Here is a 13,194-nt window from a genome sequence, read left to right on the forward strand (position 1 = left end):
CTCAGGCCGCCCCGAGCACGGCCGGCCCCAGCTCGACCGGCCCAGGTTCGACCGGCCCAGGTTCGACGGGCTGGCCGACGGCAGCGAGGCCGCCGATCCGACGCGCCAGCGACGATTCGGCCTGGGCGACCAAGTCGTCGATGATCTCCGCCACCGGCTGTTCGCGGGTGACCAGGCCGACGCTCTGGCCGGCCATCAGGGAGCCCGTCTCGATGTCCCCGTCGATGACCGCGCGGCGCAGTGCGCCTGCCCAGAAATGCTCGATCTCCAGCAGCCCCTCGTCGCGCGACATCTCGCCGCGGTCGACACGGGCGATGACCTCCCGCTGCAGTTCCATGAAGCGCTTGGAGCCCGCGTTGGCCAGCGCGCGCACCGGGATGACGGGAAAGCGCGGGTCGATCTGCACCGACGCCTGCGCGTCGCGGGCCGACGCCTTGATGAAGACCTGCTTGAAGCGCGGGTGCGCGATGGATTCCGTGGCGCAGACGAAGCGCGTGCCGATCTGCACGCCGGCCGCCCCCAGTTCCAGATAGGCGACGATGGCCTCGCCGCGGCCGATGCCGCCGGCCACGAAGACCGGGACGTCGCGCAGGTCGGGCAGGATTTCCTGGGCCAGCACGGTGGTGGACACCGGGCCGATGTGGCCGCCGGCCTCCGTGCCCTCGATCACCAGCGCATCGGCGCCCAGCTTCACCATGCGCCGGCCGCTGACCAGGGTCGGGGCGAAGGCCATGACCTTGGCGCCGCCGTCCTTGATCCGCTTGATGGTCGCGCCGGACGGGAAGCCGCCGGCGATGACCACGTGGCTCACCCCCTGCTCCCGGCAGACATCGATCAACTGATCGAGCTGCGGGTGCATGTTGATGAGGTTCACGCCGAACGGTTTCGCGGTCAGCGCCTTGGTGCCGGCGATCTCATTGGCCAGCAGCTCCGGCGGCATCGACCCGCAGGCGACGACGCCGAATCCGCCGGCGTTGGAGATGGCGGACACGAGGTGGCGCTCCGACACCCAGCTCATGGCACCACCCATGATGGCGGTGCGCGTGCCGAGGAAGTCGCGCCCCCGCGCCCACAGCTGGTCGAGCCGCGCCCGCGCCGCCCCGTCGGAACGGATGTCGGACCTGGCGTCGGTCATGCCCGCCTCTCCCCTTTTCCTACTGACGTCAGGCCGCGTCCAGGCCGTAGGCCGTGTGCAGCGCGCGCAGCGCCAGCTCCGCATACTCCTCGGCGATCAGGACCGAAATCTTGATCTCGGAGGTGGAGATGACCTGGATGTTGATGCCCTTGTCGGCCAGCGCCTTGAACATGCGCTGGGCCACGCCGGTGTGGCTGCGCATGCCGACGCCGATCACCGACACCTTCACGACGTTGGCGTCGGACGCCAGGCGCCGGTAGTTCAGCTCGGCCTTGGCGTCTTCCAGCACCTTCACGGCGCGGGCGATGTCGGCCTTGCCGACCGTGAAGGTCATGTCGGTGGACGTGCCGTCCTCGGACACGTTCTGCACGATCATGTCGACGTTGATGGCGGCGTCGGTCAGCGGCCCGAAGATGTTGGCCGCCACGCCCGGACGGTCGGCAACGCCGATGAGGGTGATCTTCGCCTCGTCGCGGCTGTAGGCGATGCCGCTCACAACTTCCTTTTCCACGATCTCGTCCTCGTCCACAACCAGGGTACCGGGAAGCGCGCTGCCCGCGGCCTCCTCGAAGCTCGACAGAACCTGCACGCGCACGCGGTGGTTCATCGCCATCTCGACCGAGCGCGTCTGCAGGACCTTGGCGCCCTGCGACGCCAGCTCAAGCATCTCCTCGTAGGTGATCTTGGAGAGCTTGCGGGCCTTGGTGACGATGCGCGGGTCGGTGGTGTAGACGCCGTCCACGTCGGTGTAGATGTCGCAACGGTCGGCCTTCAGCGCCGCGGCCAGCGCCACCGCCGAGGTGTCGGACCCGCCACGGCCCAGCGTGGTGATGCGGCCGCCCTCGGTCACGCCCTGGAAGCCGGCGACCACGGCGACCTCGCCGGTCTCCATGCGCTTGTCGATTTCGGTCGTGTCGATCGACACGATGCGGGCCTTGCCGTGCGTCTCGTCGCTGTAGATCGGGATCTGCCAGCCGAGCCAGGAGCGCGCCGGGATGCCGCGCGACTGCAGCGCGATGGCGAGGAGACCGGAGGTCACCTGCTCGCCCGAAGCGACGATGGCGTCGTACTCGCGCGCGTCGTGCAGCTTGTCGATGTCGTTGCAGTATTTGACGAGCTGGTTGGTCACGCCGGACATCGCCGACACGACGACGGCCACCTGGTGGCCCGCCTTCACTTCCTGCTCGACCTTGCGGGCCACGTTCTTGATGCGGTCGATGTCGCCGACCGACGTGCCACCGAACTTGAGGACGATCCGCGCCATACCTCACACCATATCTGTGCCGAAAAACCGGCCGTCCGCGCGCCCCCGCTCTACCGTTGCCGGCGCGGGGCGGCGTATCCATACTCTGTCGTTCACAGCGAGGCAAGTTCGCCCCGCAATTGTTATCGCAAACCAGCATACGGGATTTCATTCATGACCGCGACTGCCGGAACCGCAGGCACTGTTGATCCAGCGGACGTCGCCCGCTTTTCCGCCATCGCCGCGGAATGGTGGGACCCGACCGGCAAGTTCCGGCCGCTGCACCGCCTCAACCCGCTGCGCCTGACCTACATCCGCGACACGATTTGCCGGCGGCTCGGCCGCGACCCGCTGGCGCCCGACCCGCTGAAGGGCGTCCGCGTCGTGGACATCGGCTGCGGCGGTGGCCTCCTGGCGGAACCGATCGCCCGCATGGGCGCCACGGTGGTCGGCGTGGACGCGTCGGAGAAGAACGTGAGGACCGCCGCCACGCACGCCGCGGAGACCGGCACGCCCGTTGACTACCGCGCCACCACCGCCGAGGCCTTGGCCGCCTCCGGCGAGCGCTTCGACGTGGTCCTGGCGATGGAGGTGATCGAGCATGTCGCCGACGTCGACCTGTTCGTGAAGTCCTGCGCCGACCTGCTGTCCCCCGGCGGCGTGCTGTTCCTCGCCACGCTGAACCGCACGCCGAAGTCCTTCGCGCTGGCCATTGTGGGGGCGGAGTACATCCTGCGCTGGATGCCACGCGGCACCCACAACTGGCGCCAGTTCCTGCGCCCGAGCGAACTGGCCGCCGCCGTACGCGTGCACGGGCTTGGCATCAAGGACCTGACCGGGGTGACGTACAGCCCGCTGTCCGACGAGTTCCGCCTGAACCCGCGCGACCTCGACGTGAACTACATGACCTGGGCCGAACGCGTTTGATGAGCCCGTAGGTTGGGTGGAGCGCAGCGCAACCCAACAAACCCACCATCGCTGGGAATGTTGGGTTCCGCGTACGCTCCACCCAACCTACGCAGGCCTTATGGAGCGTACAGGTCGTCCAGCGTCACCGCGGCGTTGATGGATTTCAGAAGAACATCACCCTCGGTGACTCGTCCTGGACCTCGGCCGCCCGTTCGGCGGCGAGATAGTCCTCGGGCGTGATCCACGGCATTCGGAACACGTTCGGCATGGAAAGATTATAGCGCGCCGCGGGCGCAAAGGAAACGGGAGGGCTCTCGCCCTCCCGTCTTGCCTCACACGGCGTGGCTGGCTTCGTGCTGGGTCAGAAGCGCGTAGATGGCGTCCGCCGAGTCGGAGCCGCGCAGCTTTTCGCACATGGACTGGTCACGCAGCAGGCGCGACACACGGGCCAGCGCCTTCAGATGGTCGGCACCGGCATGGTCCGGGGCCAACAGCAGGAAAATCAGATCGACCGGCTGCTCATCGATCGCGTCGAAGTCGATGGGCCGCTCCAGCCGGGCGAAGACGCCGTGGACGCGGTCGAGGTTGGACAGCTTGCCGTGGGGGATGGCGATGCCATGCCCCACGCCGGTGGTGCCCAACCGCTCCCGTTCCAGCAGGACGTCGAAGATCGCCCGTTCGTGCTGGCCGGTCAGCTCGGCCGCCTTGCGCGCCATGTCCTGCAGGGCCTGCTTCTTGCTGCCGGCCTTGAGGCTGGGGAGGATGGCGTGCGGCGTGATGAGATCGAGCATGACGGTTGCGGTGTGGTTGCGACGGAGCCCGGGATCAGGCGCCGGCCTTCTCCGCCGGGTCGACCCAGCCGATGTTGCCATCGGCGCGACGGTAGACCAGGTTCAGACGGCCATGCGCACTGTTGTTGAACAGCAAAGCCGGGGAGTCGGCCAACTCCATGCGCATCACCGCCTCGCTGACCGTCAGGGTCGCGATGGAGGTCTGCATCTCGGCGATGACCATGGGCTGGGCCTTTTCGGCCACCGCCTCGTCGCCATCGACATGGGCCTCGTCCTTCTCCGCTTCCAGGATCTGGTAGCGGGCCGGCACGGCTTCCTGCTGCGGGGCGGCGTCGACGGTGTGGTGATCGCGCAGGCGGCTCTTGTACCGGCGCAGGCGCTTGGACAGCTTCTCGCACGCCGTGTCGAACGCCGGATACGGCTCGGTCGCTTCCGACGCGCTCTGCAGCACGATGCCACGGCCGACATGGACCTGGATGTCGGCCTTGAACAGGTGCGCGTCGCGCGTCAGGACGACGTTCGCCTCGATCGGCTTGTTGAAATACTTGCCGACGACGGAGTTCAGGCTATCCGCGACGTGGGTGCGCAGGGCATCGCCAACGTCAAGCTGCTTGCCTTTGACGGTCAGTTGCATTTTGGGAGGTTTCCAAATTGGTCCGCGAGGGACAGAAGACGACGGCAGGCCGCCACGTGCGGACCGGGACCATAGTGGCCAAGCCCCAGGCTGTCAACGAACGACGCCCTAGTTCGGACCCGTTTACATGCGTGACATCTTGGCACGGCGGCGCTGCACCGATGACGGGATTCGCATCGCTTCACGATACTTCGCGACGGTCCGTCGCGCAATGTCGATCCCTTCACCCCTAAGGATCTCGACAATTTTGTCGTCGGACAGCACGTCGTCCGGCTTCTCCGCGTCGATCATGGTCTTAATGCGGTGCCGGACCGCTTCTGCGGAATGGGCGGCCTGGCCGTCGGCACCCTGGATGGCGGAGGTGAAGAAGTATTTCAGCTCGAACACGCCGCGCGGGGTCGCCATGAACTTGTTGGTGGTGACTCGGCTGACCGTGCTCTCGTGCATGCCGATGGCTTCCGCGATGTCGCGAAGGATCAGCGGCTTAAGATGAGAGACACCATGAATGAAGAAAGCGTCCTGTTGCCGGATGATCTCGCTGGCGACCTTCAAAATGGTGGTGGCTCGCTGGTGCAGCGACTTCACCAGCCAATTCGCGGACTGGAACCGCTCGGTGATGTACTCCTTGTCGGCCTTGTTGCGGGCCGTTCCGGAGATGCGTGCGAAGTAGCGGTGGTTGACCAGCACCCGCGGCAAAGTGTCCGGGTTCAGGTCGATCAGCCAGCCGCCGCCGGGGTTGGCGCGCATCAGGATGTCCGGCGTGACCAGCTGCGCCGGCGTGTGGTCGAAGCAGAGCGCCGGCTTGGGGTTCAGCTTGCGGATCTCGGCGACCATGTCGCCGATGTCCTCGGCGTCCACGCCACAGACCTTCATCAGCGCCGGCAGGTTGCGCGCGGCCAGAAGCTCCAGGTTGTCGAGCAGGGCCGCCATGGCCGGGTCGAACCGGTTCTTCTCGCGCAGCTGGATGGCCAGGCATTCCTTCAGGGACCGCGCGAAGATGCCCGGCGGGTCGAAGCGCTGGCAGGCGGCCAGCACCCGTTCCACCCGCTCCGGCTCGCAGCCGAGCTGCCCGGCGAGCGCCTCCACCTCCAACCCGGTGATCCAGCCCGCCTCGTCCAGCATGTCGATCAGCGCCAGGCCGATCAGCTGGTCGCCGTGGTCCGGCAGGTCGATCTTCAGCTGTTCGGTCAGATGGTCGCGCAGGCTGACCTGGCCGGTCAGCGTCGCTTCCAGGTTGCTGTCGTCATCCTCGAAGCCGCCGCGCCCGCCACGCTCCTGCCAGGAGCCGTAGACGTCGCTCGATCCGTCCGTTCCGTCGGAAAAGCGGTCGTCGGCGTAGACATTCTCGAAATCGGTGTCGAGCGGCGCGTCGGAGGAGGAGCCCATCGTCTCCGACGAGGTCATCTCCACCGTGTCGCGGGTCCGTCCTTCGAAGGACGGCGGCGGCTCTTCCGGACCCGACAGGTCGGCCATGCCCGGTTCCACCGCGCCGTTCGCGTTCCCGCCGTCACCGGCGGAGTCGCCCCCGGAATCACCGGGGCCGCCATCGCGCTCCAGGAGGGGATTCTGCTCGATCTCCCGGTCCACGAAATCCGACAACTCGATGTTCGACAGCTGCAGCAGCTTGATCGCCTGCTGCAGCTGCGGGGTCATCACCAGGGACTGTGTTTGGCGTAGATCGAGTCGTTGGCTGAGCGCCATGGGCAGGGAGACCAGGCTAGAGGCTGAACCGGTCGCCGAGGTAGACGCGCCGCACATCCTGGTGCGCGACGATCTCCGACGGCTCTCCCTCCATTAGTACCACACCATCGTGCAAGATGTATGCCCGATCGACGAGGTCCAGCGTTTCGCGCACGTTGTGGTCCGTGATCAGCACCCCGATGCCGCGGTCGCGCAGATGGCTGACCAGTTCGCGGATGTCGTTCACGGCGATCGGGTCGATACCGGCCAGCGGTTCGTCCAGCAGGATGAAGTGCGGCTGCGAGGCCAGCGCGCGGGCGATCTCCACGCGGCGCCGCTCGCCGCCGGACAGGGCCAGAGCGGGGGCGCGCCGCAGATGGGTGATGGAGAATTCGGCCAGAAGCTCGTCCAGCATCGCCTCGCGGGCGTCGCGGTTCGTCTCCACCACCTCCAGCACGGCGCGGATGTTGTTCTCCACCGACATGCCGCGGAAGATCGACGCCTCCTGCGGCAGGTAGCCGATGCCGAGCCGCGCCCGCCGGTACATGGGGAGCGCCGTGATGTCCTGCCCGTCGAGCAGGATGGTGCCCGAGTCGGCCGCGATCAGGCCGGTAATCATGTAGAAGCACGTGGTCTTGCCGGCGCCGTTGGGGCCCAGCAGGCCAACGGCCTCGCCCCGCTGCACCGTCACGGTCACGTCGCGGACGACGGGGCGCTTCTTGTAGGACTTGCCCAGATGCAAGGCGACGAGCCCTTCGGACGGCAGGTCCGCACCCAGCGCGGATCCCGCCGCCGGGTCCGGCCTTGCGGCCCGGTGGTCGTCGAGGTCCCGGTCTTCGATATCCATGGTCATCGTGTTGGGGTCATCGTGTTGGCTGCCGGGCGGTTGGGGCTGAAGCCGTCAGGGTTTGGAGGATTTGGCCGGCTTGGCGCCCGGCTTGCCGGAGGCCGGGGCGCCGGGAGTGCCGGGCTCCTGGCCGGGAACCAGCAGGCCCATCACCCGCCCGCCGGTGGCGGGGCCGGCGATGACCCGGTTGACCTTGGTCCTGGTGTTCATCTCGGCGGCTTCGCCGTTCAGCTGGTTGTCGTTGCGGGTGATCTTGACGTTGCCGAGAAGCACCGCCGTCTCGTCCGCGACCGAATAGACCAGCTTGTCCGACAGGGCGACGTCGGTGGTCGTCGTGACGACCACGTTGCCGGACCCGTCGATCCTCTCCATCTGGGTGGTGCCGTCCGGCATCTTCTTGAATTGGCCGATCAGCACGTCGGCGCGCAGCCGGTCGCCGTTGGACTGGCGCACGGCCAGCGCGTCGCCGCGCGCCACCGCCATGTCCTTGGCCTCGTAATATTCCAGCGTGTCGCGGGCGGTGACCACGTCGGTGCGCGTGACCAGCTTCAGGTTGTTGCCGGTCACCACCGCCACCTGCTTGTCCACGTCGTAGACGCCGCGTTCGCCGAACACCGTCTGCGACGGGCTGACGATGCGCACGTTGCCCTCGGCGACGAGTTGGAACACCTCGTTGCCCTTGCCGGGGACCTCGCGGTAATAGGCGGTCAGGACGTCGGCGTAGACCGTGCTGTCGTTGCGCTTGGCCGAGGCGTTGCCGCGCGCGACGTAGGCGCGGACATCCTGGTGCCATTCGATCGCCTGGTCGGCGTTGACCTCGACCGGGTTGGGCCCGCCGCCCAGGCCGGGCATCCCCTGCGCCTGGGCGGGGGCGGACGACAGCGCCAGAAGGCCGGCCAGCGCGAGGCCGGCCGCTCCCGCCGCGACATTGCTCGCGAACCTGCTCACGAACTGGGCCGCAAAGGTGGCTGCACTCACCGCTTCTTTCCTCCCCCCGGGCGCTCGGCGGCCTGGACGTCGGCCTTGGATTGGTTCAGGAAGACCATCGTCTTGCCGCGGTCGGACAGGCGGAAGCCCTCGGCGTTGATCACGCCCTGCGGTCCCTGGCCGACCACATGGACGTCGCCCCAGGCCGTGCCCTTGCGGACGTCGGACTCGGCCTCTTCCGTGGTGAACTCGTTGCCGTCGTCGCGCAGCACGCGGACGTTGCTGCGCATCTTCAGGATGCCGGTGCTCTGATCGTACCAGCCCTTGTCGGACCGGATGTTGACCCAGGCGCCGTCGTTCTGGGTCATCTCCATCTCCGGCTGGTCCAGCACCACGATGTCCGGCTGGTCGGCCAGCTTGTCCGCCTTCACCGCGGTCAGGGAGAAGGGCTGGTTCTGCTCGTCCTTGCTCAGGTAGCGCGGCTTGATCATCTCCGTCTGGCCCTTGTCGGCCGCAATCTTCGGAGTCGGCAGCTCGGTCAGCGACGGCCAGGCCGCGATCAGCGCCAGCACGGCGAGCGCCACGGCCGGCAGGACGTACTTCATTCCGGTGACGAAACGGCTGTACAGCCGGCTGACCGGGCGGATGACGCGGCGCTGGTGGGCGCGACCGCCCGACGGATCGGCGCGCAGCGGAATGGACGATTCCCCGTCCGCGGCCCCCGTTCGACCGATCCGGTGCCGGCCATCCGCACGAAGGTCGCCCGTCCGAAGTTCGCCCGTACGAAGATTGTTGGCGCGCAGGTCGTCCGCGCTCATGGGTCCGCCTTCATTCGGGCCACGCTCCCCGCGGCGACGTTCGATCAGGCCGCCGTCCTTCAAGTCGCTGTCCATCAGGCCACCTTCCACCGGCCGCCGCTCACGCCGCCCCGGCGCGCAGGCAGTCGTGGATGTGCACGACGCCAAGCGGCCGGTCGGCCTCGATCACGAACAGGCTGGTGATCTGTTTCTCGTTCATCTCCCGCAGGGCTTCCACGACCAACGCCTTGGGACGGATCGTCTTCGGCCGGGGCGACAGGATGCTGTCCGCCCGCTCCGCCAGCAATTCGGGCTTCAGGTGGCGGCGCAGGTCGCCGTCGGTGATGACGCCGACCAGCACGCCCGCATCGTCGAGCACGCCGACGCAGCCGAGCCGCTTGGCCGTCATCTCCAGGATCACGTCCGACAGCGGAGTGTCCAGCCCGCACAGGGGCATGTCGTCGCCCTTGTGCATGACGTCGGTGACCTTCAGCAGCGCCCGGCCCAGCTGGCCGCCGGGATGCAGCTCCTTGAAGTCGGACGCGGTGAAGCCCCGACGTTCCAACAGCGCCACGGCCAGGGCGTCACCCAAGGCCAGCATCATGGTGGTCGACGTGGTGGGGGCGAGGCCCAGCGGGCAGGCTTCCGGCGCCGACGGCAGGACCAGCGCCACGTCCGACTGTTCGGCGAGCGAGGAGCCGGCGCGCCGGGTGATGCCGATCAGCGGGATCGCGAAGCGCCGGGTGTAGGCGATGACGTCCGACAGCTCGTGCGTCTCGCCGGAGTTGGACAGCGCGATCACCGCGTCCTCGCGCGCGATCATGCCGAGGTCGCCGTGGCTGGCCTCCCCCGGATGGACGAAGAGGGCCGGCGTGCCGGTGGAGGCCAGGGTCGCCGCGATCTTCCGCGCGACATGGCCGGACTTGCCCATGCCCGTCACCACGACGCGGCCGGCGATGCCGGCCAGCGTGTCGAGCGCGCGGGTGAAGGCGCCGTCCAGGCTGGCGGCCAGCGCGGTGAGCGCGTTGGCCTCCATGCGCAGCACCCGCATGGCGCTGGCGATGTCGCGGTCGGGCACGGCCGTGGCGAGCGTCTCGTCCTGCTCCCCGGCGGCCGGGCAATCGATCAGGCTGGTCAAGGCGAAGTTGCCTCTTCAGTTGGGCCCCGCGGGCCGATAACGCACCCCGGGCAAACACAGGTACACCGACAAACCCCGGGTTGGGCATACGCACCAACGGGCGGGATCGCGCCCCGGCAGTATGCCCACCGTTGCGCCGCCGGTCAAATCAACGCCCGGATGAACGGTCCTATTCCAACCCGATTGGCGCTCAGTGCGCCAAAATGTCCGGCTGGTCCCAGCCGCCCAGGTCGAGGGCGCCGCGCGCCGGCAGGAAGTCGAAGCAGGCCTTGGCCAGGTGGGTCCGTCCTTCGCGGGCCAGCATGACGTCCAGCTTGTCCTTCAGGTCGTGCAGGTGCAGCACGTCGGACGCGGCGTACTTCATCTGCTCCGGCGTCAGTTCGTCCGCACCCCAGTCGGAGGACTGCTGCTGCTTGGACAGCTCCACGCCCAGCAGGTCCTTCACCAGATCCTTCAGGCCGTGCTTGTCGGTGAAGGTGCGCACCAGCTTGGACGCGACCTTGGTGCAATAGACCGGCTGGCAGACCACGCCGAGATAGGCCTGCATGATCGCGACGTCGAAGCGGGCGAAGTGGAAGAGCTTGGTGACCTCCGGGTCGGTCAGCAGCCGCTTCAGGTTCGGCGCGTCGTAGCGCCCCCTTTGGAATTGGTCCTGGCGGAACTGGACGAGGTGCACCGTGCCGTCGCCGGGCGACAGCTGGACCAAGCACAGCCGGTCGCGGTGGGGGTTCAGCCCCATGGTTTCGGTGTCGATCGCGACGGCGCCGTCGCGGGCCATGGCTTTCAGGTCGAGACCGTCCGGCAGGTCGCCGTCATGTAGATCGATGGGCATCGGGTGGCTTCCCGCGTTGGAGGACGGCCCCCGGCCATGGACCCCAGAAACGACGAACGCCGCTCTGCTTCCTTCCCGTCCCCCGGAAGGGGAGGTCCGTAGCATGCGGCGCAGCCGGGTAGATTTGGTGCCCAGGAGAAGACTCGAACTTCCACGACATTTCTGCCACAGGTACCTGAAACCTGCGCGTCTACCAATTCCGCCACCTGGGCTCGGTGTGGGCCGCTTATGTAGCCGGACGGCGGATCCCCGTCAACAGCTTTTTTTCACTTTTTGCGCGGAGCCCGCGGACGTTCCCCTCCCCCGCCCGCTTCGCCGCGATTTGGGCCGGGACCCGCGCGGCGGGCCTAGCCTCGCCGGGGAGTTTTCTCTATAAGCATCCTCCGATCCGCCGGCCTCGCCCTGGCCCGGCCGCTGCCGGATCGCTGGATTTCGGGGAATGTGCGGGCCCAACGGCACGGGAGAAGGTCGATGTCCTATCGCAATGAAGTGGTCACGGTGTTCGGCGGTTCGGGCTTCATCGGCCGCCATCTGATCCGCCGCCTCGCCAAGTCGGGCGCCATCGTGCGCGTCGTGTCGCGCCACCCGAACCAGGCGAATTTCCTGAAGACGGCCGGTTCGGTCGGGCAGATCGTCCCGATGGCCGCCGACGTCACCGACGACCAGTCGGTCGCGCGCGCCATCCAGGGCAGCGACACGGTGATCAACCTGATCGGCGCCCTGTACGAGACGGCGCCCTGGAGCTTCCAGACCGTCCATGTCGACGCCCCGACGCGCATCGCCCGCATCGCGGCGGCCAACGGCGTGCGCAAGCTCGTCCACGTCTCGGCCATCGGCGCCGACACCCGCTCCGCCTCCGCCTACGCGCGGTCGAAGGCGGCCGGCGAGCAGGCGGTGCTCCAGGCTTTCCCCGGCGCGACGATCATCCGCCCCAGCATCGTCTTCGGGCCGGAGGACGCCTTCTTCAACAAGTTCGCGTCGATGGCCCAGATCGCCCCGGCGCTGCCGCTAATCGGCGGTTCCACGAAGTTCCAGCCGGTCTATGTCGGCGATCTGGCCGACGCCATCACCGCCGCCGTCCACCAGGACAGCGCGGCCGGCAAGACCTTCGAGCTGGGCGGCCCGCGCGTCTACACCTTCAAGGAACTGATGGAGCTGATGCTCCACGAGATCCGCCGCAAGCACCGCCTGCTGGTTCCGGTGCCCTTCAACATCGCGGAAAAGCTGGGCGCCTTCTGCGAGAAAATCCCGCTGATCGCCCCGCCGCTGACCCGCGACCAGGTGGAGCTTCTGAAGACGGACAACGTGGCGTCGCCCTCGACCCCGGGCTTCAAGGAGCTGGGCATGACCGAGCTGGCGAGCTGCGAGGTGATCCTGCCGACCTACCTGTCGCGCTTCATCGTCGGCGGCCGCAACGCCACGCTGACCCGCGATGTGGGCAAGTTCAACAAGTACCCGAGCGCGCGCTGACGCCATCTGCCACAGCGCGGCAGGCCCATGAAAGCGAAAAGCCCCGGCGGAACGGCCGGGGCTTTTACGTGAGCAGGCGAGTTTTACAGAACATAGACACCGTTGTGTTTGTTCATCGGTCCAGATCGAGGCCGACCCATCACAAGTCCCTCAACAATGGACAATGAATTCCGGATGTGTGGTGTCCGGATTGCGCCAAGTCATTCACAAGCCGCCACAATGTAATAGTAGACACGGACGGCAATCTCACCGGCCAGACTCCCTATCATAAGATAGAGAAGCAGCGTCTTAAAGGCTGCGGTCGTCAGGACCTGCTCGCGGAGCACCTTCAGAAAGCGTTCCCCCCATTCAGTTCCCTTGAGAATCTCCGCAACAAAGCGGCCCCGTGAGGTGACGTACAGAAGCACGAAGAGAGTGCTCAATGCCGCGAAGCCATAGACGATCCGCGCACCGATTTGAACCAGAGATTGGGTGTTTATAGTTTCCTGTGCTCGATACTCCAGGTAGGGGGCTGCGATGATTTCTGCAGTGGTAGCACCAGCAATTCCAAAGCTGCACACGTAGAAACCGAGAGAAAAGAGCACTATACTCAGACTACCACGCCATCGTATGCAATACTCCATGCCAATCACTCCCGTACACGAAGGATCGAAAGCAGGCGTAACCGCCTACTTCGTCTAAAATGACATACATGTTTTAATGTTCAATCCGGACGTGGCAGATCCCAATATGCATCTTCACTGACCCAGCAGCGCTGATGTGGATTAGTATCTTTGGAAACCACTTCAATC

At 66.9% G+C, this 13,194-nt stretch carries 13 protein-coding genes and 1 tRNA gene; 2 read left to right on the top strand and 12 right to left on the bottom strand.

The genetic code is table 11. The annotated features are described in order from the left end of the window. Position 1 precedes the first annotated feature (1 nt). Positions 2 to 1,135: an NAD(P)H-dependent flavin oxidoreductase gene (locus J2851_RS07885; RefSeq protein ID WP_209765447.1), complete on the bottom strand. Its 1,134-nt coding sequence runs from the start codon at positions 1,133 to 1,135 to the stop codon at positions 2 to 4. 28 nt (positions 1,136 to 1,163) lie between these two features. Then, positions 1,164 to 2,399, bottom strand: a complete 1,236-nt coding sequence (locus J2851_RS07890) for an aspartate kinase (RefSeq protein WP_209765449.1) — start codon at positions 2,397 to 2,399, stop codon at positions 1,164 to 1,166. Positions 2,400 to 2,552: 153 nt separating this feature from the next. Between J2851_RS07890 and ubiG the strand changes: the two genes are divergently transcribed. Next, positions 2,553 to 3,305, top strand: a complete 753-nt coding sequence (ubiG, locus tag J2851_RS07895; protein WP_209765451.1) for a bifunctional 2-polyprenyl-6-hydroxyphenol methylase/3-demethylubiquinol 3-O-methyltransferase UbiG — start codon at positions 2,553 to 2,555, stop codon at positions 3,303 to 3,305. Between the two features lie 314 nt (positions 3,306 to 3,619). Here the strand turns inward: ubiG and ptsN are convergent, their stop codons facing one another. The 9 genes from ptsN to J2851_RS07940 all read right to left on the bottom strand — a co-directional run bounded on the left by ptsN (position 3,620) and on the right by J2851_RS07940 (position 11,145). Next, positions 3,620 to 4,078, bottom strand: coding sequence for a PTS IIA-like nitrogen regulatory protein PtsN (gene ptsN / locus J2851_RS07900; RefSeq protein ID WP_209765453.1), 459 nt, complete (start codon positions 4,076 to 4,078; stop codon positions 3,620 to 3,622). 34 nt (positions 4,079 to 4,112) lie between these two features. Next, positions 4,113 to 4,712 (bottom strand): ribosome hibernation-promoting factor, HPF/YfiA family, encoded by a 600-nt coding sequence (gene hpf / locus J2851_RS07905; RefSeq protein WP_209765455.1) that lies wholly within the window; start codon positions 4,710 to 4,712, stop codon positions 4,113 to 4,115. 123 nt (positions 4,713 to 4,835) lie between these two features. Beyond that, positions 4,836 to 6,413, bottom strand: coding sequence for an RNA polymerase factor sigma-54 (gene rpoN, locus J2851_RS07910; protein WP_209765457.1), 1,578 nt, complete (start codon positions 6,411 to 6,413; stop codon positions 4,836 to 4,838). 16 nt (positions 6,414 to 6,429) lie between these two features. Continuing rightward, positions 6,430 to 7,239, bottom strand: coding sequence for an LPS export ABC transporter ATP-binding protein (lptB, locus tag J2851_RS07915; RefSeq protein ID WP_370881299.1), 810 nt, complete (start codon positions 7,237 to 7,239; stop codon positions 6,430 to 6,432). A gap of 54 nt (positions 7,240 to 7,293) precedes the next feature. Beyond that, entirely contained in the window at positions 7,294 to 8,187 is an 894-nt protein-coding gene (locus J2851_RS07920) for an LptA/OstA family protein (RefSeq protein ID WP_307418674.1), read from the bottom strand. Positions 8,188 to 8,213: 26 nt separating this feature from the next. Then, positions 8,214 to 9,059, bottom strand: a complete 846-nt coding sequence (gene lptC, locus J2851_RS07925) for an LPS export ABC transporter periplasmic protein LptC (RefSeq protein WP_246500492.1) — start codon at positions 9,057 to 9,059, stop codon at positions 8,214 to 8,216. A gap of 25 nt (positions 9,060 to 9,084) precedes the next feature. Beyond that, a complete protein-coding gene (locus J2851_RS07930) occupies positions 9,085 to 10,014 on the bottom strand; it encodes a KpsF/GutQ family sugar-phosphate isomerase (protein ID WP_209765564.1) in 930 nt (309 codons plus the stop codon). A 277-nt stretch (positions 10,015 to 10,291) separates the two neighbouring features. After that, the gene (locus tag J2851_RS07935) at positions 10,292 to 10,933 is read right to left on the bottom strand and encodes a ribonuclease D (RefSeq protein ID WP_209765463.1); all 642 of its coding nucleotides are present in this window, start codon (positions 10,931 to 10,933) and stop codon (positions 10,292 to 10,294) included. Between the two features lie 125 nt (positions 10,934 to 11,058). Further along, a tRNA-Leu gene (locus J2851_RS07940) sits at positions 11,059 to 11,145 on the bottom strand. A gap of 259 nt (positions 11,146 to 11,404) precedes the next feature. Between J2851_RS07940 and J2851_RS07945 the strand changes: the two genes are divergently transcribed. Continuing rightward, positions 11,405 to 12,403, top strand: coding sequence for a complex I NDUFA9 subunit family protein (locus tag J2851_RS07945; protein WP_209765465.1), 999 nt, complete (start codon positions 11,405 to 11,407; stop codon positions 12,401 to 12,403). A 200-nt stretch (positions 12,404 to 12,603) separates the two neighbouring features. On the opposite strand, the gene J2851_RS07950 is transcribed toward J2851_RS07945, so the two are convergent. Next, positions 12,604 to 13,026: a hypothetical protein gene (locus J2851_RS07950; RefSeq protein WP_209765467.1), complete on the bottom strand. Its 423-nt coding sequence runs from the start codon at positions 13,024 to 13,026 to the stop codon at positions 12,604 to 12,606. Positions 13,027 to 13,194 lie beyond the last annotated feature (168 nt).

Origin of the sequence: Azospirillum rugosum (assembly GCF_017876155.1) — a bacterium.
Lineage (GTDB): Bacteria > Pseudomonadota > Alphaproteobacteria > Azospirillales > Azospirillaceae > Azospirillum > Azospirillum rugosum.